Genomic DNA, 23,431 nt, shown 5'->3' with positions numbered 1-23,431 from the left:
AGGAAATGGAAGTAGCCGCTAAGTTGTCGGGCGCTCGAATCTCCGCCCAGAAAGCCCGCTTGGTCGCCGACCAGATCCGCGGGAAGAAGGTGGGCGAAGCGCTCAACCTGTTGGCTTTCAGCAGTAAGAAAGCCGCCGAGATCATGAAGAAAGTGCTGGAGTCGGCCGTAGCCAACGCCGAGCATAACGAAGGCGCAGACGTTGATGACCTGAAGGTCAGCACCGTTTTCGTCAACGAAGGGCGTTCGCTGAAGCGCATCATGCCACGTGCCAAAGGCCGTGCTGATCGCATCGTCAAGCGGTCTTGCCATATCACTGTCAAGGTTGCTGACAAGTAACGGAGTCGAAGAGATGGGTCAGAAAGTACATCCCATTGGCATTCGCCTGGGAATCGTCAAGGAGCACACCTCCGTCTGGTACGCAGACGGTCGGACTTATGCGGACTACTTGTTCGCAGATCTGAAAGTGCGTGAGTATCTCCAAGACAAACTAAAAAGCGCGTCCGTAAGCCGTATCGATATCCATCGTCCGGCCCAAACTGCACGCATCACCATCCACACCGCTCGTCCAGGTATCGTTATCGGGAAGAAAGGTGAAGATGTTGAGAAACTGCGTCAGGACCTGACCAAGCAAATGGGTGTGCCTGTGCACATCAATATCGAAGAGATCCGCAAGCCGGAGCTCGACGGTATGCTGGTTGCGCAGAGCGTAGCTCAGCAGCTGGAGCGTCGTGTAATGTTCCGTCGCGCTATGAAGCGCGCTGTACAGAACGCCATGCGCATTGGTGCCAAAGGCATCAAAATCCAAGTGAGCGGTCGTCTCGGCGGTGCTGAAATCGCACGTACTGAATGGTATCGCGAAGGTCGTGTGCCACTGCACACCCTGCGTGCCGACATCGACTATGCCAACTACGAAGCTCACACCACTTACGGTGTGATCGGTGTAAAGGTTTGGATCTTCAAAGGCGAAGTTATTGGTGGTCGCCAAGAAGAACTGAAACCACAAGCACCAGCGCCTCGTAAAAAAGCTGCTAAGTAAGGGGTACGCCAAATGTTGCAACCAAAGCGTACGAAGTTCCGCAAGCAGATGACCGGCCACAACCGTGGTCTGGCACTGCGCGGTAGCAAAGTCAGCTTCGGCGAGTTCGCGCTGAAGTCTGTTGCTCGTGGTCGTCTCACCGCTCGTCAGATCGAGTCAGCGCGTCGTGCTCTGACCCGTCACGTAAAACGTGGCGGCAAGATCTGGATCCGTGTATTCCCGGACAAGCCGATCTCCAAGAAACCTCTCGAGGTTCGTATGGGTAAAGGTAAGGGTAACGTGGAGTACTGGGTTGCCCAGATTCAGCCAGGCAAAGTCCTGTATGAAATCGAGGGTGTTTCTGAAGAGCTGGCGCGTGAGGCTTTCGCCCTGGCTGCTGCAAAGCTGCCGCTCGCCACCTCCTTTGTTAAACGGACGGTGATGTGATGAAAGCGAATGAACTTCGTGAAAAATCCGCACAGCAGCTGAACGAGCAACTGCTCGGCTTGCTGCGCGACCAGTTCAATCTGCGCATGCAGAAAGCAACTGGCCAGTTGGGGCAGTCTCATCTGCTCTCGCAAGTTAAGCGTGACATCGCTCGCGTGAAGACTGTGCTCAACCAGCAGGCAGGTAAGTGATCATGGCTGAAGCCGAAAAAACTGTCCGTACGCTGACTGGCCGTGTTGTCAGCGACAAGATGGACAAAACCATCACCGTTCTGATCGAGCGTCGCGTAAAGCACCCGATCTACGGTAAATACGTTAAGCGTTCGACTAAGCTGCACGCGCACGACGAAACCAATCAGTGCCACATCGGCGACAAAGTCACTATTCGTGAAACTCGTCCGATGGCCAAGACCAAGTCTTGGGCGCTGGTTGATGTTCTCGAACGCGCTGTGGAAGTCTAAGGGCTAGGGGTCGGAGAAATTATATGATTCAGACTCAATCCATGCTCGATGTGGCCGATAACAGCGGCGCTCGCCGTGTTATGTGCATCAAGGTGCTGGGTGGCTCCCATCGTCGTTACGCTGGTATCGGTGACATCATCAAAGTTACCGTGAAGGAAGCAATTCCTCGCGGTAAGGTGAAAAAAGGCCAAGTGATGACTGCTGTTGTAGTCCGCACTCGTCACGGCGTACGTCGTGCTGATGGCTCCATTATCCGCTTTGATGGCAACGCTGCTGTTCTTCTGAACAACAAGCAAGAGCCGATCGGCACCCGTATCTTTGGGCCAGTGACCCGTGAACTTCGTACTGAGAAGTTCATGAAGATCGTCTCGCTCGCCCCAGAAGTGCTGTAAGGAGATCCGACATGCAAAAGATTCGTCGTGACGACGAGATCATCGTGATCGCCGGCAAAGACAAAGGTAAGCGCGGTAAGGTGCTGAAGGTTCTTGCTGACAACCGTCTGGTTGTCGGTGGTCTGAACCTGGTCAAGCGTCATACCAAGCCTAACCCGATGTCGGGCGTACAGGGCGGTATCGTCGAGAAAGAAGCGCCACTGCACGCTTCCAACGTCGCCATCTTCAACGGCGAAACCAACAAGGCTGACCGCGTTGGTTTCAAAGTAGAAGACGGTAAGAAAATTCGTGTCTTCAAGTCGACCCAAAAAGCGGTTGATGCTTGAACACTGCTAGGTAGAAGACCATGGCACGACTAAAAGAGATTTACCGGAAGGAAATCGCTCCGAAACTTAAGGAAGAACTTAAGCTTTCGAACGTGATGGAAGTTCCGCGCGTTACCAAAATCACCCTGAACATGGGTCTGGGCGAAGCGATCGGCGACAAAAAAGTCATCGAGCACGCTGTTGCTGACCTGGAAAAGATCACCGGCCAGAAAGTCGTTGTGACCTACGCTCGTAAATCCATCGCTGGCTTCAAAGTCCGCGAAGGATGGCCGATCGGCGTCAAAGTGACCCTGCGCCGTGAGCGTATGTACGAATTCCTGGATCGTCTGCTGTCGATCTCCCTGCCTCGGGTTCGCGACTTCCGCGGCCTGAATGCCAAGTCCTTCGATGGTCGTGGTAACTACAGCATGGGCGTGAAAGAGCAGATCATCTTCCCGGAAATCGACTACGACAAGATCGATGCTCTCCGCGGTCTGGACATTACCCTGACCACCACTGCCAAGAACGATGATGAAGGCCGCGCTCTGCTGCGTGCTTTCAAATTCCCGTTCCGCAACTGATTGGAGTAGGAAAATGGCCAAGAAGAGCATGAAAAACCGTGAGCTGAAGCGTCAGCTCACCGTTGCCAAGTACGCCACCAAGCGTGCAGCGCTGAAAGCTATCATCGTCGACCTGAACGCAAGTCCAGAAGCACGTTGGGAAGCTACAGTAGCTCTGCAGAAGCAACCACGTGACGCAAGCGCTTCGCGCATGCGTAACCGTTGCCGCCTGACTGGTCGTCCGCACGGCGTGTACCGCAAGTTCGGCCTCGGCCGTAACATGCTGCGTCAAGCTGCAATGCGTGGTGACGTTCCAGGTCTGGTTAAAGCCAGCTGGTAACAGTTGTCAAAGTCTCGATGTTCGGGTTCGCAAGAACCTGACCATCGGTGGCCTTGAATCTGAATCAAGCCCCTTTTGGGGCTTGATTCATTTCTGGGGTGTGTCTAGAATGACCGGCTCGCCTGAGCCCGTGTTTTTCTGCCCGGAAGTTCTCGGCGACAAGTAGTAGCCGCAAGGCTAATTTTTCTGTATTAGGAGCGTCTAGCCCATGAGTATGCAGGACCCGTTAGCGGACATGCTAACTCGAATCCGTAATGCCCAGATGGCTGAAAAGTCTGTCGTAAGCATGCCGTCTTCCACGTTGAAGGCTGCTGTAGCAAAAGTCCTGAAGGACGAAGGTTACATCGCGGATTTTCAGATCACCACCGACGCCAAGCCGTCGCTGTCCATCTCGCTGAAGTACTTCGAAGGCCGTCCGGTTATCGAAGAAGTGAAGCGCGTTAGTCGTCCAGGCCTGCGTCAGTACAAGTCCGTTGAAGATCTGCCGAAAGTTCGTGGCGGTCTTGGCGTGTCTATCGTCTCCACCAACAAAGGTGTGATGACGGATCGTGCTGCGCGCGCTGCCGGTGTCGGCGGCGAAGTTCTTTGCACTGTGTTCTAAGGGGGGATAAGCATGTCTCGCGTCGCTAAGAACCCCGTTAAGCTGCCAGCCGGTGTCGAAGTCAAATTCGCAGGCCAACAGCTTTCGGTGAAGGGTGCCAAGGGTACTCTTGAACTGAACATCCATTCGTCCGTTGAGATCGTTGAAGAAGCTGGTGAGCTGCGTTTCGCTGCTCGCAATGGCGATCAACAAACTCGCGCAATGGCCGGTACCACGCGTGCGTTGGTAAACAACATGGTCCAGGGCGTAAGCCAAGGCTTCGAGCGCAAGCTCCAGCTGGTCGGTGTTGGTTACAAGGCGCAAGCAAAAGGTCAGGTTCTGAACCTGGCTCTTGGCTTCTCGCACCCAGTGGATTACGAACTGCCGGAAGGCATCACCGCTGAGACTCCTAGCCAGACCGATATCCTGATCAAGGGCATCGACAAGCAGCTGGTAGGTCAAGTGGCCGCCGAGATCCGCGACTTCCGTCCACCAGAGCCGTACAAAGGCAAAGGTGTGCGCTACGCGGACGAAGTCGTCCGTCGTAAAGAAGCCAAGAAGAAGTAGGGCATAGCAAATGACCGACAAAAAAGTTACTCGACTGCGTCGCGCTCGCAAAGCACGCCTGAAAATGCACGAACTCGAAGTCGTGCGTCTCTGCGTGTTCCGCTCGTCGCAGCACATCTACGCCCAGGTCATCTCGGCCGACGGCAACAAAGTCCTGGCAAGTGCCTCGACTTTGGATAAAGAACTGCGTGATGGTGCCACTGGCAACATCGACGCGGCCACAAAGGTTGGCCAGCTGGTCGCTACGCGTGCTAAGGCCGCTGGCGTATCGCAAGTGGCTTTCGACCGCTCTGGCTTCAAGTACCACGGCCGCGTTAAAGCGCTGGCTGATGCTGCTCGTGAAGCTGGGCTGGAGTTCTAAGTTATGTCAAATAACGACCAAAAGCGCGACGAAGGCTACATCGAGAAGCTGGTTCAAGTTAACCGCGTAGCCAAAACCGTTAAAGGCGGCCGTATCTTCACTTTCACCGCGTTGACCGTGGTTGGTGATGGTAAAGGGCGTGTTGGCTTCGGCCGTGGCAAGTCGCGTGAAGTGCCTGCTGCGATCCAGAAGGCAATGGAAGCTGCTCGCCGCAACATGATTCAAGTTGACCTGAATGGCACCACTCTGCAGTACGCAATGAAGTCCGCTCACGGCGCTTCGAAGGTGTACATGCAGCCTGCTTCTGAAGGTACCGGTATCATCGCTGGCGGCGCTATGCGTGCTGTCCTCGAAGTTGCTGGCGTTCAGAACGTTCTGGCCAAGTGCTACGGCTCGACTAACCCGGTAAACGTGGTTCACGCCACTTTCAAGGGTCTGAAGGCTATGCAGTCTCCTGAGTCCATCGCTGCCAAGCGTGGCTTGAACGTCAAGGAGATCTTCTGATCATGGCTACCGTTAAAGTTACGCTGATCAAAAGCATGACCGGCCGCATCCCTAACCACAAACTGTGCGTTAAGGGTCTGGGTCTGCGTCGCATCGGTCACACTGTAGAAGTCCAGGATACTCCCGAGAATCGCGGGATGATCAACAAGGCTTACTACATGCTGCGTGTCGAGGGTTAATCGATGAAACTCAATGATCTGAGTCCAGCGCCGGGTTCCCGTCGCGAAAAGCATCGTCCGGGCCGTGGTATCGGTAGTGGTTTGGGCAAGACTGGTGGCCGTGGTCACAAAGGTCAGACCTCCCGCTCCGGTGGCACCATTGCTCCAGGCTTTGAAGGCGGTCAACAGCCGCTGCATCGTCGCCTGCCGAAGTTCGGTTTCGTTTCCCTGAAGGCTATGGATCGCGCAGAAGTGCGTCTGTCCGAGCTGGCTAAAGTGGAAGGCGACATCGTCACCGTGCAGTCCCTGAAAGATGCCAACGTGATCAACGTCAACGTACAGCGTGTGAAAATCATGCTGTCCGGTGAAGTGACTCGCGCTGTCACTATCGGCAAGGGAATCGGCGCCACCAAAGGTGCGCGTGCGGCTATCGAAGCAGCTGGCGGCAAGTTCGAGGAATAAATGGCTAAGCAAGGTGCTCTCTCTGCGCTCGGCAAAGGCGGTATGTCTGAACTCTGGGCTCGTCTGCGTTTTCTGTTCCTGGCGATTATCGTCTACCGAATAGGCGCACACATCCCGGTTCCAGGTATCAACCCGGACCGACTCGCAGACCTGTTTCGACAGAATGAGGGGACCATTCTTAGCTTGTTCAACATGTTCTCCGGCGGCGCGCTGGAACGGATGAGCATCTTTGCACTGGGGATCATGCCGTACATTTCGGCATCGATCATCATGCAACTGATGACCGCCGTCAGCCCGCAGCTGGAGCAGTTGAAGAAGGAAGGTGAAGCTGGCCGTCGCAAGATCAGCCAGTACACCCGCTACGGCACCGTCGTCCTCGCTCTCGTTCAGGCTATTGGCATGTCCATTGGCCTGGCGGGGCAGGGCGTTGCGTTCACTGGTGACTTTGGCTTCCATTTCGTCGCGGTAACCACTTTTGTGGCTGGTGCGATGTTCATGATGTGGCTGGGTGAGCAGATTACTGAGCGTGGTGTAGGCAACGGTATCTCGATGTTGATCTTTTCGGGTATCGTCGCCGGTCTTCCGAGAGCAATCGGGCAGTCTTTCGAGTCTGCGCGTCAGGGTGATATCAACATCTTCGCCCTGGTTGCCATCGGTTTGCTGGCAGTAGCGATTATCGGTTTCGTGGTGTTCATTGAGCGTGGCCAGCGTCGTATCGCTGTTCACTACGCCAAGCGTCAGCAGGGCCGCAAGGTTTTTGCTGCGCAGACAAGCCACTTGCCGCTGAAGGTGAACATGGCCGGTGTTATTCCGGCTATTTTCGCGAGCAGCATTTTGCTGTTCCCGGCTTCGTTGGGTGCCTGGTTCGGTCAGTCTGAAGGTATGGGCTGGTTGCAGGACATCTCGCAGTCGATCGCTCCTGGTCAGCCGTTGAATATTCTGCTGTTTAGTGCAGGGATTATTTTCTTCTGCTTCTTCTATACGGCGTTGATGTTCAATCCGAAAGACGTAGCGGAAAACCTGAAGAAGTCCGGTGCCTTTATTCCGGGCATCCGTCCAGGTGAGCAGTCTGCGCGCTATATCGATGGCGTTCTGACCCGCTTGACCATGTTCGGTGCTCTTTACATGACGGCCGTGTGCCTGTTGCCCCAGTTCCTGGTGGTTGCAGCAAACGTTCCGTTCTACCTTGGCGGGACCTCGTTGCTGATCGTGGTCGTGGTTGTGATGGACTTCATGTCCCAAGTACAATCGCACCTCGTTTCGCACCAGTACGAATCCCTGATGAAGAAAGCCAACCTGAAGGGTTACGGCAGCGGCATGTTGCGCTGAGTACCCATAAGGTTCGAGGAGTTGGTGATGAAAGTTCGTGCATCGGTGAAAAAGCTGTGCCGTAACTGCAAGATTATTCGCCGCGAAGGTGTTGTTCGAGTAATTTGCAGCGCGGAACCGCGTCACAAACAGCGCCAAGGCTGAGTGTGATTGTGCTTCAAGCCCGGTAGCTAGTGCGCTACCGGGTTGATTATTTGTTATTACAGCGATATTATCTCGCGCCCTATTTCTTGGCTTCCGGGGCGTAGGTAGCTGTCAATTGGAGTCCCACTGAATGGCCCGTATTGCAGGCGTTAACATTCCAGATAACAAGCATACTGTTATCTCGCTGACCTACATCTATGGTGTTGGTCGCACTACTGCACAGAAGATCTGTGCAGTGACTGGGGTAAACCCAGCAGCAAAGATCAAAGATCTGAGCGACGAGCAAATTGAACAGCTGCGTGGCGAAGTGGCGAAGTTCACCACTGAAGGTGACCTGCGTCGCGAAATCAACATGAAAATCAAGCGCTTGATGGACCTCGGTTGCTATCGCGGTCTGCGTCATCGTCGTGGTCTGCCAGTACGCGGTCAGCGTACCAAGACCAACGCGCGTACCCGTAAAGGTCCGCGTAAGCCGATCCGCAAGTAATCGCCCCAGCGAATCGACAGGAATTTAATCATGGCAAAACCTGCTGCTCGTCCTCGTAAAAAAGTTAAAAAGACAGTGGTTGATGGCATCGCCCACATCCATGCATCTTTTAACAACACCATCGTGACCATTACCGACCGTCAAGGTAACGCTCTTTCCTGGGCTACCTCCGGTGGTTCGGGTTTCCGCGGTTCCCGCAAGTCCACCCCGTTCGCTGCTCAAGTAGCTGCTGAACGTGCTGGTCAAGCTGCGCTGGAATACGGCCTGAAAAACCTCGACGTCAACGTCAAGGGTCCAGGTCCAGGTCGTGAATCCGCAGTCCGCGCTTTGAACGGCTGTGGCTACAAGATCGCCAGCATCACCGACGTGACGCCAATCCCGCACAACGGGTGCCGTCCGCCGAAGAAGCGCCGCGTGTAATCCAGGAGATTGTAAAGAATGGCTCGTTACATTGGTCCAAAATGCAAACTCGCTCGTCGCGAAGGCACCGATCTCTTCCTGAAGAGCGGCGTGCGCGCGATCGAATCGAAGTGCAACATTGAAGCAGCACCTGGTATCCACGGCCAACGCCGCGGCCGCCAGTCCGACTACGGCACCCAACTGCGTGAAAAGCAGAAGGTCCGTCGTATCTACGGCGTTCTCGAGCGTCAGTTCAGCGGCTACTACAAAGAAGCTGCTGGCAAGAAAGGTGCAACCGGTGAAAACCTGCTGCAACTTCTCGAATGCCGTCTGGACAACGTTGTATACCGTATGGGCTTTGGTTCGACTCGTGCCGAATCCCGTCAGCTGGTATCGCACAAGTCGATCAGCGTCAACGGTCAGACCGTAAACGTCCCGTCGTATCAGGTTCGTGCTGGTGACGTGGTTGCAGTTCGCGAGAAAGCAAAAAACCAACTTCGCATTGTCCAAGCTCTCGATCTGTGTGCCCAACGTGGCCGCGTAGAATGGGTAGAAGTAGACACTGAGAAGAAGTCGGGCGTTTTCAAGAACGTTCCTGCTCGCAGTGATCTGTCCGCCGACATCAACGAAAGCCTGATTGTCGAGCTCTACTCCAAGTAAGGGCTAGAAAATAGGTGCATCCATGCAGATTTCGGTAAATGAGTTCCTGACACCCCGCCACATTGATGTGCAGGTTGTCAGTCCAACCCGCGCCAAGATCACTCTCGAGCCTCTCGAGCGTGGTTTTGGCCACACCCTGGGCAACGCGCTGCGCCGCATCCTGTTGTCCTCAATGCCCGGCTGCGCAGTAGTCGAGGCCGAGATTGACGGTGTGCTCCACGAGTACAGCGCCATCGAAGGTGTACAGGAAGACGTAATTGAAATCCTGTTGAACCTTAAAGGTCTGGCCATCAAGCTGCACGGTCGTGACGAAGTTACGCTGACCTTGTCGAAGAAGGGTTCGGGGGTGGTTACCGCTGCCGATATTCAGCTGGATCATGATGTCGAGATCGTTAATCCCGATCACGTAATCGCTAACCTGGCGTCTAACGGCGCCCTGAACATGAAGCTCACCGTAGCTCGTGGTCGTGGTTATGAACCAGCCGACTCGCGTCAGAGCGATGAAGACGAAAGCCGCAGCATCGGTCGCTTGCAGCTCGATTCTTCGTTCAGCCCGGTTCGCCGTATCGCTTACGTGGTGGAAAACGCCCGTGTCGAGCAGCGTACCAACCTGGACAAGCTGGTTATTGATCTGGAAACCAACGGTACTCTGGATCCTGAAGAGGCTATCCGTCGCGCTGCAACCATCCTGCAACAGCAGCTGGCTGCGTTCGTCGACCTCAAAGGTGAAAGTGAGCCGCTGGTTGTCGAGCAGGAAGACGAGATCGATCCGATCCTGCTTCGCCCGGTTGACGATCTGGAACTGACTGTACGTTCGGCTAACTGCCTTAAGGCGGAAAACATCTACTACATCGGCGACCTGATTCAGCGTACCGAAGTAGAGCTGTTGAAGACTCCGAACCTGGGCAAGAAATCCTTGACTGAAATCAAGGACGTTCTGGCCTCCCGCGGTCTGTCCCTCGGCATGCGCCTCGACAACTGGCCGCCTGCAAGTCTTAAGAAGGACGACAAGGCGACTGCCTGATCGTCGTAATCACCGAACGTAGTGTTTGGTAAGGAATGAACCATGCGTCATCGTAAAAGTGGTCGTCACCTGAGCCGCACCAGCTCGCACCGCAAGGCCATGTTCCAAAACATGGCGGTGTCGCTGTTCGAGCACGAGCTGATCAAAACTACTCTGCCAAAAGCCAAAGAACTGCGCCGCGTTGCCGAGCCGTTGATCACTCTGGCCAAGACAGACAGCCTGGCTAACCGCCGTCTGGCTTTCGACCGTACTCGTTCGAAAGCTATCGTTGGTAAGCTCTTCAACGACCTGGGCAAGCGTTACGCTACCCGTGAGGGTGGCTACCTGCGCATCCTCAAGTGCGGTTTCCGCGCTGGCGACAACGCGCCTATGGCGTACGTCGAGTTGGTTGATCGTGCTACTGCTGGCGAAGCTGTATCCGCCGAGTAAGACGTCAGTCTGAAACAAAGAACCGGGCCTAGTGCCCGGTTTTTTGTGCCCGTAAGAAATGCGCCGTCCGTACAAGTTTCTAACAGGGTCGAACTGCCACTATGTGCCGGGAAAACATAATTAGTAAATATCTATCGATGCCTGCAAGTTAATGAATTTGTGGCGATAACGTCGATGATCAATACTTCTCGCCAAGCCCATTAGCCGGCAGTTCAAAGACTGACAGAGGAAGAAGACCGCATGAGCCAGACCAAGACGCTTACAACCGCCAGTGGCGCGCCAGTCGCTGACAACCAGAATTCCCGCTCCGCCGGCCCACGCGGTCCGCTGCTGCTCGACGATTTCCATCTGCTCGAAAAGCTCGCGCACTTCAACCGTGAAAACATTCCTGAACGCCGTGTCCACGCCAAAGGCTCAGGCGCCTACGGTACGTTCACCGTCACCCGTGACATCACCGAATATACCAGCGCAAAACTGTTCGAATCGGTAGGTAAACAAACGCCAACCTTCCTGCGCTTTTCCACCGTAGGTGGCGAGCGTGGTTCGGCCGACACCGAGCGCGATCCGCGCGGTTTCGCCTTGAAGTTCTACACCGAGGAAGGCAACTGGGACATCGTTGGCAACAACACGCCAGTGTTCTTCATCCGCGATCCGCTGAAGTTTCCTGACTTCATTCACACTCAGAAGCGTCTGCCGCAAAGCAACCTGAAAAGTGCGCAGATGATGTGGGATTTCTGGTCGCATTCGCCCGAAGCGCTGCACCAGGTCACCATTCTGTTTTCTGATCGCGGCATTCCGGACGGCTACCGTCACATGCACGGCTTCGGTAGCCACACTTACAGCCTGATCAACGCCAAAGGCGAGCGTCATTGGGTCAAGTGGCATTACAAGACCCAGCAAGGCATCAAAAACCTTGCGCCAGCCGAGGCCGCCCGTTTGGCTGGTACCGACCCCGATTACGCCCAGCGTGACCTGTTCGAGGCCATCGAGCGCGGTGATTTCCCGAAATGGCGCGTGTGCATTCAGATCATGACTGAAGCTCAGGCGGCGGCTCATTACGAGAATCCGTTCGACGTGACCAAAACCTGGTCACAGAAAGAGTTTCCGCTGATCGAAGTCGGTGAGCTGGAGTTGAACCGCAACCCGCTGAACTACTTTGCCGAAGTTGAACAGGCTGCATTCGGCCCGAGCAACATGGTGCCCGGCGTGGGTCTGTCTCCGGACCGCATGCTGCAAGGCCGCGTATTCGCCTACGCTGACGCGCACCGCTACCGCGTTGGCACCAACCACCAGCAATTGCCGGTGAATGCTCCACGCAGTCCGGTGAACACTTATCAGCGTGACGGCTCCATGGCGTTCGGCAGCAATGGCGGCGCAGCGCCGAACTACGAGCCGAACAGCTACATCGAGTCGCCGAAACAAGCGCCACATTACGCCGAGCCAGCGTTGGCCTTGAGCGGTGCCGCAGATCGCTACGATCACCGCGAAGACACCGACTACTACAGCCACGCCGGTGCCTTGTTCCGCTTGATGAGCGACGAGCAGAGAGCACTGCTGGTCAGCAACATTGCCGGTGCAATGGCGGGTGTTTCGAGCGACGTGGTTGATCGCCAGTTGCAGCATTTCTACCAAGCCGATCCGGCGTATGGAGAAGCAATCGCAAAGCTGCTCAACGTACAGCTTAACGAAGTCTAAACGAGAAGCAGAACCGCCCTCATTTGGGCGGTTTTTGCGTTATTTGGCCTGCTTTTCTCAGATTGTCTTCGCTTTTATTGCGCCAGACGGGTGACCTAACGGTCAGGTTGGTTCAAACTACAGACTTTCAGGAAGGGAGATGTAGGGCGATGCAAGGCCACCCAGATGTAATCGATTACCTCAATACGTTGCTGACCGGCGAACTGGCCGCGCGTGACCAATATTTCGTTCATTCGCGGATGTATGAGGACTGGGGGTTCACCAAGCTCTACGAGCGCATCAACCACGAGATGGAAGAAGAAGCAGGCCACGCCGATGCATTGATGCGGCGGATCCTGATGCTCGAAGGCACGCCGCGCATGCGTCCGGATGATCTGGATGTCGGCACTACGGTGCCGGAGATGCTCGAAGCCGATCTGCGCCTCGAATACAAAGTCCGCGCTGCCCTGTGCAAGGGTATCGAACTCTGCGAGCAGCACCAGGATTATGTCAGCCGCGAGATTCTGCGGGTTCAGCTCAACGACACCGAAGAAGACCACACCTACTGGCTGGAAAAGCAGTTGGGCCTGATCAAACTGATCGGTCTTGAGAACTACCTGCAATCCCACGCGTCCTGATTGCAATGGCTACAAAAAAGCCCCTGTCACTTCAACGGTGACAGGGGCTTTTTCATGCCGGGCGGTTAAGCCCGGTCGCGGATCAGCAACGGCTTGAGGTAATGGCCGGTGTGAGATTGCTTCATCTCGGCGACTTCCTCCGGTGTACCGGTTGCAATGATCTGACCGCCCTTGGAACCGCCCTCTGGACCGAGGTCCACCAGCCAGTCAGCGGTTTTGATCACATCGAGGTTGTGCTCGATCACTACCACTGTGTTGCCGTGATCGCGCAGGCGATGCAGAACGTCGAGCAACTGCTGGATATCCGCAAAGTGCAGACCGGTAGTCGGCTCATCGAGGATATACAGGGTCTTGCCGGTATCGCGCTTGGACAGCTCGCGCGACAACTTGACCCGCTGTGCTTCACCGCCGGACAGGGTCGTCGCCGACTGCCCGAGTTTGATGTACGACAGGCCGACATCCATCAGCGTCTGCAGCTTGCGCGCCAGCGCTGGCACCGCGTCGAAGAACTCCCGCGCTTCCTCGATGGTCATTTCGAGGGTTTCGTGGATGTTCTTGCCCTTGTACTTGATCTCAAGGGTTTCGCGGTTGTAGCGCTTGCTCTTGCACACGTCGCACGGCACGTAGATGTCCGGCAGGAAGTGCATTTCCACCTTGATCAGGCCATCGCCCTGACACGCCTCGCAGCGACCGCCCTTGACGTTGAACGAGAACCGTCCAGGGCCGTAACCACGGGAGCGCGACTCGGGCACGCCGGCGAACAGTTCGCGGATCGGCGTGAACAGCCCGGTGTAGGTCGCGGGGTTGGAGCGCGGCGTACGACCGATCGGGCTCTGGTCGATGTCGACGACTTTGTCGAGATGTTCCAGCCCTTTGATGCTGTCGTGTGCTGCTGCTTCCAGCGTGGTCGCACCGTTGAGTGCCGTAGCGCTCAGCGGGAACAGCGTGTTGTTGATCAGCGTCGATTTGCCCGAACCGGATACGCCGGTCACGCAGGTCAGCAGGCCGATCGGGATGTCCAGATCGACATTGCGCAGGTTGTTGCCGCGCGCACCTTTGAGCGACAGGTTGAGCTTCTTGTTGCGTGGCGTGCGTTTGGCCGGCACTTCGATTTTCACCCGACCGGACAGGTATTTGCCGGTGAGCGAATCCGGGTGGGCCATCACTTCGTCCGGTGTGCCTTCGGCGACAATCTGCCCGCCATGCACGCCCGCGCCCGGGCCGATATCGACGACATAGTCGGCCAGACGAATCGCGTCCTCATCGTGCTCGACCACAATCACCGTGTTGCCGATATCGCGCAAATGCTTGAGCGTGCCCAGCAGTCGGTCGTTATCGCGTTGGTGCAGGCCAATGGACGGCTCATCAAGGATGTACAGAACCCCTACCAGACCTGCGCCAATCTGGCTGGCCAGACGAATCCGCTGCGCCTCGCCACCGGAGAGTGTGTCGGCGCTGCGATCCAGCGACAGGTAGTCGAGGCCGACATTGACCAGAAACTGCAGACGCTCGCGAATTTCCTTGAGAATCTTGTCGGCGATCTCGCCACGCCGACCGGTCATCTTCAGCGCGCCGAAATATTCGCAGGCATCGCCGATCGGCAGATTAGTCACTGCCGGCAGGGTTTTCTCACCAACCCAGACGTGCCGCGCTTCGCGACGCAGACGCGTGCCACGGCAATCCGGGCAGGCCTGGTGGCTGAGGAACTTGGCCAGCTCCTCGCGCACGCTTGCCGATTCGGTTTCGCGGTAACGGCGCTCCAGATTGGGCACGATGCCTTCGAACGGGTGCGAGCGTTTGACGATGTCGCCCCGGTCATTCAGGTATTTGAAGTCAACGTTCTGCGAGCCGCTGCCGTGCAGGATGAACTTCTGCTGCTCGGTGCTCAGGTCGTTGAAGGGCTTGTCCAGGCTGAACTTGTAGTGCGAGGCGAGTGAGCCGAGCATCTGGAAATAATAGACGTTGCGCCGGTCCCAGCCGCGTATCGCGCCCTCGGCCAGGGTCAGCTCGCCGTTGACCAGACGCTTGATGTCGAAGAACTGCTTCACACCCAGGCCATCGCAGGTCGGGCAGGCGCCGGCCGGGTTGTTGAAGGAAAACAGCTTGGGTTCCAGCTCGCTGATCGCATGGCCGCAGATCGGGCAGGCGAAGCGTGCGGAGAAGATCATTTCTTCACCCGGCTCGTCGTCCATCGGCGCGACCAGCGCGATGCCGTCGGCCAGTTTCAGCGCGGTCTCGAAGGATTCGGCCAGCCGCTGCTGCAGATCGGCGCGAACCTTGAAGCGGTCGACGATCACGTCAATCGAGTGCTTCTTCTGTTTATCCAGCTTCGGCAACTCGTCGAGTTCGCAAATGCGCCCGTTGACCCGGGCGCGAACGAAACCTTGTGCACGCAGCTCTTCAAAGACCGAAAGGTGTTCGCCTTTGCGTTCGCGGATCACCGGCGCCAGCAGCATCAGTTTGCTGCCTTCCGGCTGCGCCAGTACCAGATCGACCATCTGGCTGACGGTCTGCGCCTCCAGCGGGATGTCGTGATCCGGGCAACGCGGCGTACCCACGCGGGCGTAGAGCAAGCGCAGATAGTCGTAGATTTCGGTGATGGTGCCGACCGTGGAACGCGGGTTATGCGAGGTCGACTTCTGTTCGATGGAGATCGCTGGCGACAGGCCTTCGATGGTGTCGACGTCGGGTTTTTCCATCATCGACAGGAACTGCCGGGCGTAGGCCGACAGCGATTCGACATAGCGGCGCTGACCTTCGGCATACAGCGTGTCGAACGCCAGGGACGACTTGCCGGATCCGGACAGGCCGGTGATGACGATCAGTTTGTCCCGCGGCAGGGTCAGGTCGATGTTCTTCAGGTTGTGGGTACGGGCCCCACGTATCAGGATCTTGTCCAAAGTGGCCTCGCTTGGCGGGCGTCGAAAACGTAGGAGTATACGGGCAAACACTGGATGGATGCACACTATCCAACGAAGGGCCTTTTGCCGTTCATGAAGAGAGTTTCATCTATACGCGTCATAGCGTCGCGATATACCCCGTCTTCCGATGGGACTGGTAGAATCGCCGCCGGTTCACACGAGGTTTTTCCATGCACGATCCCCACAGCGAACGCATGAGTGGCAGCGAGACCCGCGCGGCGAGCGGTCTGGCCCTGGTGTTCGCCTTCCGTATGCTTGGCATGTTCATGGTGTTGCCGGTGCTGGCGACCTATGGCATGGATCTGGCGGGAGCGACCCCGGCCCTGATCGGGCTGGCGATTGGCGCTTACGGTCTGACCCAGGCGATTTTCCAGATCCCGTTCGGGATCATTTCGGATCGCATAGGTCGTCGACCGGTGATTTATCTCGGGCTGATCGTCTTCGCTCTTGGCAGTGTTCTCGCGTCGCAGGCCGATTCGATCTGGGGCGTGATCGCCGGGCGGATCCTGCAGGGTGCCGGGGCGATTTCCGCGGCGGTCATGGCGCTGCTTTCCGACCTGACCCGCGAACAGCATCGCACCAAAGCCATGGCCATGATTGGCATGACCATCGGCCTGTCGTTCGCCGTGGCCATGGTCGTCGGCCCGTTGTTGACCAGTGCGTTCGGGCTGTCTGGGCTGTTCCTTGCCACTGGCGCCATGGCGCTGGTCGGCATCCTGATCATCATGTTCATGGTGCCGCAGTCCACTGGGCCGTTGCAGCATCGTGAATCGGGCGTGGCGCGGCAGGCACTGATGCCGACGCTCAAACACCCGGACCTGCTGCGCCTGGATCTAGGCATCTTTGTGTTACATGCCATGTTGATGTCGAGCTTCGTTGCCTTGCCGCTGGCGCTGGTCACAAAGGCCGGCCTGCCCAAGGAGCAGCACTGGTGGGTCTACCTCACCGCGCTGCTGATTTCTTTCTTCGCCATGATCCCTTTCATCATCTACGGCGAGAAGCGACGCAAAATGAAACGAGTTTTGCTCGGCGCCGTCATGACACTGATGCTGACTGAACTATTCTTCTGGCAGTTCGGCGACAGCCTGCGCGCTCTGGTGATCGGCACGGTGGTGTTCTTCACCGCGTTCAATCTGCTCGAGGCATCGTTGCCGTCGCTGATCAGCAAGGTTTCACCGGCAGGCGGCAAGGGCACGGCCATGGGCGTGTACTCCACCAGCCAGTTCCTCGGGTCGGCACTCGGCGGAATACTCGGCGGCTGGTTGTTCCAGCATGGCGGTCTGTCGGTTGTGTTCCTCGGATGCGCCGCGCTGGCTGCACTTTGGCTGGCCTTTGCTGTTACCATGCGCGAACCTCCCTACGTGACGAGCCTGCGCTTGCCGTTGTCGCCCGAAGCGATCCGCGAAGCGGGTCTGGTCGAGCGCCTCAAGGCCCTGGTAGGGGTAACAGATGCAGTGATAGTCGCCGAAGAGGCGGCTGTTTACATCAAACTGGACAAAGAATTAGTGGATCGCACCACCCTCGAACGCCTGGTCAACAACCCGGCCGGGGCTGCGTGCGACGCTTAGGAGAACGTTATGGCCCGTGGGGTTAACAAAGTCATATTGGTCGGCACTTGCGGCCAGGATCCCGAAGTTCGCTACCTGCCTAACGGTAATGCCGTGACCAACCTGAGTCTGGCCACCAGCGAACAATGGACCGACAAGCAGACCGGTCAGAAGGTCGAGAAGACCGAGTGGCACCGTGTGTCGATGTTCGGCAAGGTTGCCGAGATCGCTGGCGAATACCTGCGCAAGGGTTCGCAGGTCTACATCGAAGGCAAGCTGCAGACCCGCGAGTGGGAAAAGGACGGCATCAAGCGTTACACCACTGAAATCGTGGTCGACATGCAAGGCACCATGCAACTGCTCGGCGGCCGTCCACAACAGGGCGATCAGCAAGGCGGCGGCAACAACTACCAGCAGCAGGCGCCACGTCAGCAGGCACCGCGCCCGCAGCAGTCGGCTCCGCAGCAGCGTTCGGCTCCACCAGCGCCGCAGCAGGCCGCACCGCAACCGGCTCCGGATTTCGACAGCTTCGATGACGATATTCCGTTCTGATTTGCCGCTGTAACCGTCTTGAATGAAAAAGGCCCGTCGCTTAAACGACGGGCCTTTTTTGTGAGGCAAAATCAGCGCCGCCCCCGAGGACCTGTAGGAGCTGACGAGTGCAACGAGGCTGCGATCTTTTGACGTTGCTTCTGAAGATCAAAAGATCGCAGCCTCGTTGCACTCGTCAGCTCCTACATGGGGAATTGTTTCAGTCGAGGATCAGGTGCGGCAGGAAGCGACTGGAATCCTTGGTGATCAGACTATCGTCCTCACGCACACCAATCCCCGCCGCCTCATCACCAATCACCCACGAGCCAATCAGCGTGTAGCTGTCGCCAAACTTCGGCAGCGGCGCGAACTCCTGCAGGATGAACGGCGCATCGGTGTAAGGCCCGTCCTCTTTGACGATCAGACCTTCCGTCGTTTGCAACTCGATGTTGGCACCTTCCCGGGAAAAGAACGGCTTGCGCACCCAGCCCTTCGGCACCGCGCTCTGCGGATTCGGATCAAGGTGCGCAGCGAGCAGATTCGGATGGCCTTGGTGCAACTCCCACAGCAACGGCAGCACCCCTTTGTTCGACAGAATCGCCTTCCACGCCGGTTCGAAAAACTGCGTATCGCACTCGGCGATCGCCGCGCCGAACGGTTCGTGGAAGATGAATTCCCAGGCGTGCAGCTTGAACAGGTGCGGGATCCAGCGATCCTGCAGATCGACGAAACGACCTTCAGCCGTCAGGCCGATGTCTTCGATATCGATGTGGCGTGATTCGATGCCGACCTTTTCCGCGATCAACCGCAAGTAGTCAGTGGTGCCTTTGTCTTCGACCGAATCCTTCATCGAAGCGAAGTAGAACGGCCGCTTCAACTGCAATTCGGCGAAGGCCTGGTGCAGCCTGGTGTCGATGCTGTTGAACTGGTCGGCATGCGCTGGCAGCGTGCCGCGCTCGATGCACTGCTCCAGCCAGCCCCACTGAAATGCCGCCGCTTCGTAAAGGCTGGTCGGCGTGTCGTAGTTGAGCTCCAGCAGTTTTGCCGGGCCGTTGCCATCGTAGGAAAAGTCCATGCGGCCGTACAGGTGCGGATGACCTTCGCGCCAGGACGTGCGGATCATGTCGTAGTACGCCGCCGGAATGCTCAGACGATCCAGCAGCTCCTCGCTGTTGACTACGCGATCGACCAGATCCATGCACATCTCGTGCAGTTCGGTGGTCGGGTCTTCGAGATCGTTTTCGATCTGCGCGAGGCTGAACTGGTAGTAGGCGCTTTCGTCCCAGTACGGTTCGTCGTCGATGGTGTGGAACAGGAAACCGAGACTTTCGGCGGTGTGTTTCCAGTCGGGGCGCTCGGCGCAGTGGATCTTTTTCATGTCAGCTGCTCGAGCGTCCGGAACTGCTGCCCCAGCCACCCCAACCGCTGCGGGCGCTGGACTGGCTGCCGAAGCCGCCCCGCGAAGTCGACGAAGCAACGTTCACCGGTTTGCTCTTGCTGCTCTCGTAATCCGGCTGCCTGCGCGTGGTCGTTTCAGCTCTGCGGTATTGCGTCGAAGTATTGTACGGCTGGCGCGTTTCGCGATCGCGGTAAACGGTGCGATTGGCGTTGTTGCTCATCGCATTGCCGATCAGCCAACCGGTCAGCCAGCCATTACCGCCGCCACCTGAACTGCCGGAATAATGCGAGCCGCCGTGACTTGCGCTGCTGGTGGCGTCGCCCGCCGGCATCTGCGCATCGGCAATGGCATCCAGATTTTGCGGCTCTTCACCGTTCTGCGGCACTTTGAAACCGCCGAGTTTGGGCACGAAGCGGCCATCGGAATTTTTCTGACACCAGTCGGCGGCAAAGTCTGCGTCGCACTTGGCCTTATCGTCGTAGGCCGGGGCGATGCGTCGGTGTTCGTTCAGGGCGGCGACGTAGGCGTTGGAGCAGACATCGGCGGCCACTTCGGCGTCGACGCACTGTTCAACGCTGGGGAAATTGCGCTGCTGATCAAGCGCCGCCGCTTCACCGGTAATCGCCAGCGCAACCGACGCGGCGAGAGACAACTGCACATATTTGCTGCGTTTCATCGCAAGGCTTCCTGCCGGTCAGTGGGACGGGGTCATGCACGCGGCATTGAGCATGCCGACGCTGATCGCCACGGCGGCCACATAAATGCCGGCCGCCACTTCGCCATTGGCGATGCGCTGGGAAGTGCCCTTGAGCACCAGCCCGGTAGCGACAAATGCCAGCAATTGCACAACGGCAGCGATGACCGCCCATAGCACGAAGTCGAGCACATTGACCGAATAGGCGATCACGTTGCTCGCCGGAATGGCGAAGCCGATGATCGCGCCGGACAGGGCAATGGCCGCAGCAGTATTGCCGGCGCGGATCAGCTCGAATTCCTTGTGCGCGGTGATGCGCGTGTAGACGAATTGAAACAGCATGAACAGCAACACGGCGCCGATCAGGTAGACGACAAAACCGACCAGCGCGGTTTTGTTCAGGGAAACGGCCAAGACTTCCAGCATGCAAAAACTTCCTTTTTAGATGGCGCTCAAATCAGTGGTGTACAGCGAAATGCCCAGCGAGGTGCTCAGGCTGACCGTGCCTTCTTCGTCCTGTTCGACGGAGAACAGCAGCAGTTCGCGGCGATCGGTCAGGCCGGTGTCGCGGGCATACAGCATCGCGTGGTGCTTGATGGTGTAGGACTCGTCCGGGTTGACCACGTGTTCGGTCATTGGCACCAGTTCGGTCTGTTGCAGTTCGGTGCCCCATTCGCGGGTGTATTCGACACCGTTGTGGGTGTAGGTCGGCAGGCCGATCAGGCTGTTGGGGCCGGCCAGACGCTGCAGTTCGGCGTCACTGTTGACCGTCACGTAGCTGAGGTAATTGAACAGGGTGACCGACTCGACCTGATCATCGCCGGTGACGTGGATCTGCACCCAGAAATCCTCGTCGTTCATGTAATAGCGATGCAGTTTGTTGGACTGGCCGAGATCGACCCAGCCGGCGCTCCACACCGCTTGATCGAACGGCACCCGCACCGACGTCGAGCCTTCCAGCAGCAGCGACAAGGTCGTGTCGAAACGCACGCCTTTGCCTTGCGCCATGCCCAGTGGGCCGCTGACGGCAGTGGTCGTTGGCGCAGCGGACTGCCAATTGCTGGTGCCGAGCAAGTCTTTAAACCATCCCATGGGTACGTTCCTTGAAGCGGGTGGAGGTGTTCGGGGGTGAAAAAGTGGCGGTAGTGTACCGAGCCGAGCGACGAACGAGCAGAGGCGATTGCTCAGCGCAAACAATGTAGGAGTGAGCCTGCTCGCGATGGCGGCGGGTCAGTCAACACTGAAGTTGAATGTTCCGGCCCCATCGCGAGCAGGCTCACTCCTACAAGGGTTTGCGTGACGGCTTACTGCGCGGACTTCTGCTTCAGCCGCTCAAGAATCGCGTTGGCGCTGCCTTCGTTCGGCGTGATGCCGGCGTCGCGCAGTTTGCGTTCCAGATCGTTGCCGGTGGAGGCGTCGGCCAGTTCGTCCGCTGCGCTCAGTTCGGCAGCGCGTTGCTGCTGCTTGGCTTGCAGACGGTTCAGGGTGCCGACCGCAGTTTCCAGTTTGCCGTTGGCGCCGCCACTGGCAATCGAGGCGCTGACCTGGGCTTTCTGCACGCTGTCGCGGGCCTTGGCCATGTCCACTTGCTGGCGCAGGCTCTTGATCCGCGATTCGGCTTTGCTGATGTCTTTGCGCATGTTGTCGGCGTAGGCGCCGAATTCATCGCTAAGCTTCTTCTCGGCAGCGAGGTCGTTGGTCAGGGTCGAAATTGCTTCGGCCACTTCCAGCGCCAGGTCTTCACGGCCGGCATTCAGTGCGGCGACGGCCTTTGCTTCGAGATCCTTGATCTTGGCGTCGTACTCGCTCACGCGGTCAGCGGCCAGTTTGTGCTTGGCCATGATCGTCACCAGTTCGCGGCGAGCGTTCGATAGCGCGCTGTCGGCGTCGCGAATTTCCTGATCGAGGATGCGCAGGGCCTGCTGGTCGGCGATGGCTTCGCCGACTTCATTGGCGCCGCCGCGCAGTGCGGTGAACAACTTGCTCCAGATGGACTGAGTCATTGGATATTCCCTGTTGATTACTTGAAGAAGTGTTCGAAGGCTTCGCTGGCGCGCTGCACGTTGTCGACCAGGGTTTTCACCTCGGTGACGACGTTGGTCAGGCTCGAATCAGCGCTGAGGGCGCCGAACATGTTGTAGACGGTTTGCCCATTGGGCATCGACTCGATACCGATCGACGACAGCGGGAACATCTCGCGGCTGCGCAGCACGGCATCGTTGAAAGCCTGGACGTTGCTGATCGAATCGATGTCGACCAGTACGGTATCGACGATGATCTGCTGGCCGGCCAGGGCGATGTGAATCGGCAGACCGCCGAATTCGTTCATTTCCAGCTTGATGCTCGGTTCGGAGCTCTGGATCAGGGACAGCGAAATCTCTTCGGAAGCCACCTCGTCCAGCGCCTTGAGGGCATTGAAGAGGCTGTCGATGGTCCAGTTGTTGCCTGCGCTCATGTATTTCTCCGACATGAAAGAGCCAGCCAGAATCGGTTGGCGTAGCTGTTGCTCCATTTGCTTGAGCAAGCTTCGGTTTTCCGGAAGCACCCAAGTTTCGTGTTTCACATAACCGGCGGCGGCCAGGCCTGCGCGCATCTGCTTCATGTAGAAGCTCGACGGTTTTTTCGCCGATGCTTTGGCACGCTCGCCCTTGGGGCTGGCGGCGGCAGGCGTCTGAGTACGGCTTGTCATGGCTGGAATCCGGTTATGAGCGTCTCACGCGTGGGCCACACTACAACCAATGCAAAGTGCCATCAATGCCTCACGCGTGAGATTTTCATGACAGACGCAAAAAGGCCCGCAACGCGGCGGGCCAGTGGGTTGTGCAGTTGTTGCTAGGCGTTGCCGTGCAGGAACTGGTCAGTCGATACCACGCTGGCGTAGGCAAAACCCAGCGCCGACATGAATGCCGCATGCACATGAGCCGCCGGCACTGTCAGACCATTGAACTCAAGATCACGGCTGGCGCAGGCATCGTGAATCACCGTGACGCTGTAACCCATGTCCGCCGCCGCGCGGGTGATGCCGTCAATGCACATATGGCTCATGCTGCCGACCACCACCAGGTCGGTGATGGCTTGTTGATCGAGCACCGATTTCAGTTCGGTTTCGCGGAACGAGTTGACGAAGTGCTTGAGCACCACCGGCTCGTCGGCGCGGTTGAGCACTTTCGGATGCAGTCTGGCGCCCTCGGAGCCTGGAGTGAAAAACGGCGCATCGTCGGAGGTGAATTCGTGACGAATGTGCACCACTGAATCGCCCGCGTCGCGAAAGGCTGCGATCAGCCGCGCGGCGTTGTCGGCGGCCGCGTCGGCGCCGACCAGCGGCCACTTGCCTTGGGGGAAGTAGTCGTTCTGGATATCGACTACGATGAGCGCTTGCTTGGCCATGGGATTGTCCTCGAG

34 protein-coding genes are annotated in these 23,431 nt (G+C 57.5%); 26 read left to right on the top strand and 8 right to left on the bottom strand.

Going from position 1 to position 23,431, the window contains the following annotated elements:
• The first annotated feature begins 5 nt into the window (after positions 1 to 5).
• From rplV to bfr, 24 genes are all read left to right on the top strand, one after another.
• The gene (gene rplV, locus J2Y90_RS02850; protein ID WP_003103908.1) at positions 6 to 338 is read left to right on the top strand and encodes a 50S ribosomal protein L22; all 333 of its coding nucleotides are present in this window, start codon (positions 6 to 8) and stop codon (positions 336 to 338) included.
• Positions 339 to 351: 13 nt separating this feature from the next.
• Positions 352 to 1,038 (top strand): 30S ribosomal protein S3, encoded by a 687-nt coding sequence (gene rpsC / locus J2Y90_RS02845; protein WP_003176422.1) that lies wholly within the window; start codon positions 352 to 354, stop codon positions 1,036 to 1,038.
• A gap of 12 nt (positions 1,039 to 1,050) precedes the next feature.
• Positions 1,051 to 1,464 carry a 50S ribosomal protein L16 gene (gene rplP / locus J2Y90_RS02840; protein ID WP_003228729.1) on the top strand — a complete coding sequence of 138 codons (414 nt, stop codon included), beginning with the start codon at positions 1,051 to 1,053 and terminating at the stop codon, positions 1,462 to 1,464.
• Positions 1,464 to 1,655: a 50S ribosomal protein L29 gene (rpmC, locus tag J2Y90_RS02835; RefSeq protein ID WP_002555481.1), complete on the top strand. Its 192-nt coding sequence runs from the start codon at positions 1,464 to 1,466 to the stop codon at positions 1,653 to 1,655. Before rplP ends, rpmC begins: the two co-directional genes overlap by 1 nt.
• Before the next feature lie 2 nt (positions 1,656 to 1,657).
• Complete coding sequence (gene rpsQ, locus J2Y90_RS02830) at positions 1,658 to 1,924, top strand: 30S ribosomal protein S17 (protein ID WP_003194644.1); 267 nt, start codon at positions 1,658 to 1,660, stop codon at positions 1,922 to 1,924.
• Between the two features lie 23 nt (positions 1,925 to 1,947).
• Complete coding sequence (rplN, locus tag J2Y90_RS02825; protein WP_002555479.1) at positions 1,948 to 2,316, top strand: 50S ribosomal protein L14; 369 nt, start codon at positions 1,948 to 1,950, stop codon at positions 2,314 to 2,316.
• Positions 2,317 to 2,327: 11 nt separating this feature from the next.
• Positions 2,328 to 2,642 (top strand): 50S ribosomal protein L24, encoded by a 315-nt coding sequence (gene rplX, locus J2Y90_RS02820; RefSeq protein ID WP_003186046.1) that lies wholly within the window; start codon positions 2,328 to 2,330, stop codon positions 2,640 to 2,642.
• Between the two features lie 20 nt (positions 2,643 to 2,662).
• A complete protein-coding gene (gene rplE, locus J2Y90_RS02815) occupies positions 2,663 to 3,202 on the top strand; it encodes a 50S ribosomal protein L5 (protein ID WP_003210069.1) in 540 nt (179 codons plus the stop codon).
• Positions 3,203 to 3,215: 13 nt separating this feature from the next.
• Complete coding sequence (gene rpsN, locus J2Y90_RS02810) at positions 3,216 to 3,521, top strand: 30S ribosomal protein S14 (RefSeq protein WP_003186042.1); 306 nt, start codon at positions 3,216 to 3,218, stop codon at positions 3,519 to 3,521.
• 208 nt (positions 3,522 to 3,729) lie between these two features.
• Complete coding sequence (gene rpsH, locus J2Y90_RS02805; protein WP_016772944.1) at positions 3,730 to 4,122, top strand: 30S ribosomal protein S8; 393 nt, start codon at positions 3,730 to 3,732, stop codon at positions 4,120 to 4,122.
• Positions 4,123 to 4,134: 12 nt separating this feature from the next.
• Entirely contained in the window at positions 4,135 to 4,668 is a 534-nt protein-coding gene (gene rplF, locus J2Y90_RS02800; RefSeq protein WP_003228722.1) for a 50S ribosomal protein L6, read from the top strand.
• A 10-nt stretch (positions 4,669 to 4,678) separates the two neighbouring features.
• Positions 4,679 to 5,029 (top strand): 50S ribosomal protein L18, encoded by a 351-nt coding sequence (rplR, locus tag J2Y90_RS02795; protein WP_003186037.1) that lies wholly within the window; start codon positions 4,679 to 4,681, stop codon positions 5,027 to 5,029.
• Positions 5,030 to 5,032: 3 nt separating this feature from the next.
• On the top strand, positions 5,033 to 5,533 hold the full coding sequence (gene rpsE / locus J2Y90_RS02790; RefSeq protein ID WP_093514287.1) for a 30S ribosomal protein S5: 501 nt from the start codon (positions 5,033 to 5,035) through the stop codon (positions 5,531 to 5,533).
• 2 nt (positions 5,534 to 5,535) lie between these two features.
• Positions 5,536 to 5,712 (top strand): 50S ribosomal protein L30, encoded by a 177-nt coding sequence (rpmD, locus tag J2Y90_RS02785; protein ID WP_003176408.1) that lies wholly within the window; start codon positions 5,536 to 5,538, stop codon positions 5,710 to 5,712.
• Between the two features lie 3 nt (positions 5,713 to 5,715).
• Positions 5,716 to 6,153 carry a 50S ribosomal protein L15 gene (rplO, locus tag J2Y90_RS02780; protein ID WP_003228720.1) on the top strand — a complete coding sequence of 146 codons (438 nt, stop codon included), beginning with the start codon at positions 5,716 to 5,718 and terminating at the stop codon, positions 6,151 to 6,153.
• A complete protein-coding gene (gene secY, locus J2Y90_RS02775) occupies positions 6,154 to 7,482 on the top strand; it encodes a preprotein translocase subunit SecY (RefSeq protein ID WP_042610655.1) in 1,329 nt (442 codons plus the stop codon).
• 27 nt (positions 7,483 to 7,509) lie between these two features.
• A complete protein-coding gene (gene rpmJ, locus J2Y90_RS02770; RefSeq protein ID WP_002555468.1) occupies positions 7,510 to 7,626 on the top strand; it encodes a 50S ribosomal protein L36 in 117 nt (38 codons plus the stop codon).
• Between the two features lie 130 nt (positions 7,627 to 7,756).
• Positions 7,757 to 8,113, top strand: coding sequence for a 30S ribosomal protein S13 (gene rpsM, locus J2Y90_RS02765; RefSeq protein ID WP_003186020.1), 357 nt, complete (start codon positions 7,757 to 7,759; stop codon positions 8,111 to 8,113).
• Between the two features lie 30 nt (positions 8,114 to 8,143).
• Positions 8,144 to 8,533, top strand: coding sequence for a 30S ribosomal protein S11 (rpsK, locus tag J2Y90_RS02760; RefSeq protein ID WP_002555466.1), 390 nt, complete (start codon positions 8,144 to 8,146; stop codon positions 8,531 to 8,533).
• Between the two features lie 18 nt (positions 8,534 to 8,551).
• Positions 8,552 to 9,172 carry a 30S ribosomal protein S4 gene (gene rpsD, locus J2Y90_RS02755; protein ID WP_003176404.1) on the top strand — a complete coding sequence of 207 codons (621 nt, stop codon included), beginning with the start codon at positions 8,552 to 8,554 and terminating at the stop codon, positions 9,170 to 9,172.
• A gap of 22 nt (positions 9,173 to 9,194) precedes the next feature.
• Complete coding sequence (locus J2Y90_RS02750; RefSeq protein WP_016772946.1) at positions 9,195 to 10,196, top strand: DNA-directed RNA polymerase subunit alpha; 1,002 nt, start codon at positions 9,195 to 9,197, stop codon at positions 10,194 to 10,196.
• Positions 10,197 to 10,238: 42 nt separating this feature from the next.
• On the top strand, positions 10,239 to 10,625 hold the full coding sequence (gene rplQ, locus J2Y90_RS02745; protein WP_003176402.1) for a 50S ribosomal protein L17: 387 nt from the start codon (positions 10,239 to 10,241) through the stop codon (positions 10,623 to 10,625).
• Between the two features lie 240 nt (positions 10,626 to 10,865).
• Entirely contained in the window at positions 10,866 to 12,320 is a 1,455-nt protein-coding gene (locus tag J2Y90_RS02740; RefSeq protein ID WP_253496290.1) for a catalase, read from the top strand.
• A 149-nt stretch (positions 12,321 to 12,469) separates the two neighbouring features.
• A complete protein-coding gene (bfr, locus tag J2Y90_RS02735) occupies positions 12,470 to 12,937 on the top strand; it encodes a bacterioferritin (RefSeq protein ID WP_042610653.1) in 468 nt (155 codons plus the stop codon).
• 65 nt (positions 12,938 to 13,002) lie between these two features.
• On the opposite strand, the gene uvrA is transcribed toward bfr, so the two are convergent.
• Positions 13,003 to 15,837 carry an excinuclease ABC subunit UvrA gene (gene uvrA, locus J2Y90_RS02730; protein WP_253496287.1) on the bottom strand — a complete coding sequence of 945 codons (2,835 nt, stop codon included), beginning with the start codon at positions 15,835 to 15,837 and terminating at the stop codon, positions 13,003 to 13,005.
• A 191-nt stretch (positions 15,838 to 16,028) separates the two neighbouring features.
• Here uvrA and J2Y90_RS02725 point away from each other — a divergent pair, with 191 nt between their 5' ends.
• Both J2Y90_RS02725 and J2Y90_RS02720 read left to right on the top strand, forming a co-directional pair.
• Positions 16,029 to 17,426 (top strand): MFS transporter, encoded by a 1,398-nt coding sequence (locus tag J2Y90_RS02725; protein ID WP_253496284.1) that lies wholly within the window; start codon positions 16,029 to 16,031, stop codon positions 17,424 to 17,426.
• A gap of 9 nt (positions 17,427 to 17,435) precedes the next feature.
• Positions 17,436 to 17,957: a single-stranded DNA-binding protein gene (locus J2Y90_RS02720; protein WP_042610650.1), complete on the top strand. Its 522-nt coding sequence runs from the start codon at positions 17,436 to 17,438 to the stop codon at positions 17,955 to 17,957.
• A gap of 199 nt (positions 17,958 to 18,156) precedes the next feature.
• Here the strand turns inward: J2Y90_RS02720 and J2Y90_RS02715 are convergent, their stop codons facing one another.
• The 7 genes from J2Y90_RS02715 to J2Y90_RS02685 all read right to left on the bottom strand — a co-directional run bounded on the left by J2Y90_RS02715 (position 18,157) and on the right by J2Y90_RS02685 (position 23,416).
• A complete protein-coding gene (locus J2Y90_RS02715) occupies positions 18,157 to 19,314 on the bottom strand; it encodes a glutathionylspermidine synthase family protein (protein WP_253496282.1) in 1,158 nt (385 codons plus the stop codon).
• Between the two features lies 1 nt (position 19,315).
• A complete protein-coding gene (locus tag J2Y90_RS02710; protein ID WP_253496279.1) occupies positions 19,316 to 20,011 on the bottom strand; it encodes a DUF1190 domain-containing protein in 696 nt (231 codons plus the stop codon).
• Between the two features lie 18 nt (positions 20,012 to 20,029).
• Positions 20,030 to 20,455 carry a DUF350 domain-containing protein gene (locus J2Y90_RS02705; protein ID WP_016772952.1) on the bottom strand — a complete coding sequence of 142 codons (426 nt, stop codon included), beginning with the start codon at positions 20,453 to 20,455 and terminating at the stop codon, positions 20,030 to 20,032.
• Between the two features lie 15 nt (positions 20,456 to 20,470).
• Positions 20,471 to 21,121, bottom strand: coding sequence for a DUF2491 family protein (locus J2Y90_RS02700; RefSeq protein WP_253496276.1), 651 nt, complete (start codon positions 21,119 to 21,121; stop codon positions 20,471 to 20,473).
• Between the two features lie 212 nt (positions 21,122 to 21,333).
• Positions 21,334 to 22,032: a PspA/IM30 family protein gene (locus tag J2Y90_RS02695; protein WP_253496273.1), complete on the bottom strand. Its 699-nt coding sequence runs from the start codon at positions 22,030 to 22,032 to the stop codon at positions 21,334 to 21,336.
• 17 nt (positions 22,033 to 22,049) lie between these two features.
• Positions 22,050 to 22,631 (bottom strand): YjfI family protein, encoded by a 582-nt coding sequence (locus J2Y90_RS02690; RefSeq protein WP_253505034.1) that lies wholly within the window; start codon positions 22,629 to 22,631, stop codon positions 22,050 to 22,052.
• A 230-nt stretch (positions 22,632 to 22,861) separates the two neighbouring features.
• The gene (locus J2Y90_RS02685; RefSeq protein WP_253496270.1) at positions 22,862 to 23,416 is read right to left on the bottom strand and encodes a cysteine hydrolase family protein; all 555 of its coding nucleotides are present in this window, start codon (positions 23,414 to 23,416) and stop codon (positions 22,862 to 22,864) included.
• Positions 23,417 to 23,431 lie beyond the last annotated feature (15 nt).

The sequence above is a fragment of the Pseudomonas koreensis genome (genome assembly GCF_024169245.1).
Taxonomy (GTDB): Bacteria; Pseudomonadota; Gammaproteobacteria; order Pseudomonadales; family Pseudomonadaceae; genus Aquipseudomonas; species Aquipseudomonas koreensis_F.
The sequence above is the reverse complement of the archived record's forward strand: the minus strand, read 5'-3'. Positions and strand labels throughout refer to the sequence as shown.

Bases quoted from the DNA above. Each gene is read 5' to 3' on its own strand.
- rplR (WP_003186037.1), top strand. From the start codon at position 4,679: ATGACCGACAAAAAAGTTACTCGACTGCGTCGCGCTCGCAAAGCACGC.
- rplF (WP_003228722.1), top strand. From the start codon at position 4,135: ATGTCTCGCGTCGCTAAGAACCCCGTTAAGCTGCCAGCCGGTGTCGAA.
- rpsE (WP_093514287.1), top strand. From the start codon at position 5,033: ATGTCAAATAACGACCAAAAGCGCGACGAAGGCTACATCGAGAAGCTG.
- J2Y90_RS02685 (WP_253496270.1), bottom strand. From the start codon at position 23,416: ATGGCCAAGCAAGCGCTCATCGTAGTCGATATCCAGAACGACTACTTC.
- rpsC (WP_003176422.1), top strand. From the start codon at position 352: ATGGGTCAGAAAGTACATCCCATTGGCATTCGCCTGGGAATCGTCAAG.
- rplO (WP_003228720.1), top strand. From the start codon at position 5,716: ATGAAACTCAATGATCTGAGTCCAGCGCCGGGTTCCCGTCGCGAAAAG.
- rplV (WP_003103908.1), top strand. From the start codon at position 6: ATGGAAGTAGCCGCTAAGTTGTCGGGCGCTCGAATCTCCGCCCAGAAA.
- J2Y90_RS02750 (WP_016772946.1), top strand. From the start codon at position 9,195: ATGCAGATTTCGGTAAATGAGTTCCTGACACCCCGCCACATTGATGTG.
- rpsH (WP_016772944.1), top strand. From the start codon at position 3,730: ATGAGTATGCAGGACCCGTTAGCGGACATGCTAACTCGAATCCGTAAT.
- J2Y90_RS02690 (WP_253505034.1), bottom strand. From the start codon at position 22,631: ATGAAGCAGATGCGCGCAGGCCTGGCCGCCGCCGGTTATGTGAAACAC.
- rplX (WP_003186046.1), top strand. From the start codon at position 2,328: ATGCAAAAGATTCGTCGTGACGACGAGATCATCGTGATCGCCGGCAAA.
- rpmD (WP_003176408.1), top strand. From the start codon at position 5,536: ATGGCTACCGTTAAAGTTACGCTGATCAAAAGCATGACCGGCCGCATC.
- secY (WP_042610655.1), top strand. From the start codon at position 6,154: ATGGCTAAGCAAGGTGCTCTCTCTGCGCTCGGCAAAGGCGGTATGTCT.
- rpsK (WP_002555466.1), top strand. From the start codon at position 8,144: ATGGCAAAACCTGCTGCTCGTCCTCGTAAAAAAGTTAAAAAGACAGTG.
- rplE (WP_003210069.1), top strand. From the start codon at position 2,663: ATGGCACGACTAAAAGAGATTTACCGGAAGGAAATCGCTCCGAAACTT.
- J2Y90_RS02695 (WP_253496273.1), bottom strand. From the start codon at position 22,032: ATGACTCAGTCCATCTGGAGCAAGTTGTTCACCGCACTGCGCGGCGGC.
- bfr (WP_042610653.1), top strand. From the start codon at position 12,470: ATGCAAGGCCACCCAGATGTAATCGATTACCTCAATACGTTGCTGACC.
- rplP (WP_003228729.1), top strand. From the start codon at position 1,051: ATGTTGCAACCAAAGCGTACGAAGTTCCGCAAGCAGATGACCGGCCAC.
- rpmC (WP_002555481.1), top strand. From the start codon at position 1,464: ATGAAAGCGAATGAACTTCGTGAAAAATCCGCACAGCAGCTGAACGAG.
- rpsM (WP_003186020.1), top strand. From the start codon at position 7,757: ATGGCCCGTATTGCAGGCGTTAACATTCCAGATAACAAGCATACTGTT.
- rplN (WP_002555479.1), top strand. From the start codon at position 1,948: ATGATTCAGACTCAATCCATGCTCGATGTGGCCGATAACAGCGGCGCT.
- J2Y90_RS02720 (WP_042610650.1), top strand. From the start codon at position 17,436: ATGGCCCGTGGGGTTAACAAAGTCATATTGGTCGGCACTTGCGGCCAG.
- rpmJ (WP_002555468.1), top strand. From the start codon at position 7,510: ATGAAAGTTCGTGCATCGGTGAAAAAGCTGTGCCGTAACTGCAAGATT.
- rpsN (WP_003186042.1), top strand. From the start codon at position 3,216: ATGGCCAAGAAGAGCATGAAAAACCGTGAGCTGAAGCGTCAGCTCACC.
- J2Y90_RS02715 (WP_253496282.1), bottom strand. From the start codon at position 19,314: ATGAAAAAGATCCACTGCGCCGAGCGCCCCGACTGGAAACACACCGCC.
- rplQ (WP_003176402.1), top strand. From the start codon at position 10,239: ATGCGTCATCGTAAAAGTGGTCGTCACCTGAGCCGCACCAGCTCGCAC.
- J2Y90_RS02725 (WP_253496284.1), top strand. From the start codon at position 16,029: ATGCACGATCCCCACAGCGAACGCATGAGTGGCAGCGAGACCCGCGCG.
- rpsD (WP_003176404.1), top strand. From the start codon at position 8,552: ATGGCTCGTTACATTGGTCCAAAATGCAAACTCGCTCGTCGCGAAGGC.
- J2Y90_RS02740 (WP_253496290.1), top strand. From the start codon at position 10,866: ATGAGCCAGACCAAGACGCTTACAACCGCCAGTGGCGCGCCAGTCGCT.
- J2Y90_RS02705 (WP_016772952.1), bottom strand. From the start codon at position 20,455: ATGCTGGAAGTCTTGGCCGTTTCCCTGAACAAAACCGCGCTGGTCGGT.
- J2Y90_RS02710 (WP_253496279.1), bottom strand. From the start codon at position 20,011: ATGAAACGCAGCAAATATGTGCAGTTGTCTCTCGCCGCGTCGGTTGCG.
- rpsQ (WP_003194644.1), top strand. From the start codon at position 1,658: ATGGCTGAAGCCGAAAAAACTGTCCGTACGCTGACTGGCCGTGTTGTC.
- J2Y90_RS02700 (WP_253496276.1), bottom strand. From the start codon at position 21,121: ATGGGATGGTTTAAAGACTTGCTCGGCACCAGCAATTGGCAGTCCGCT.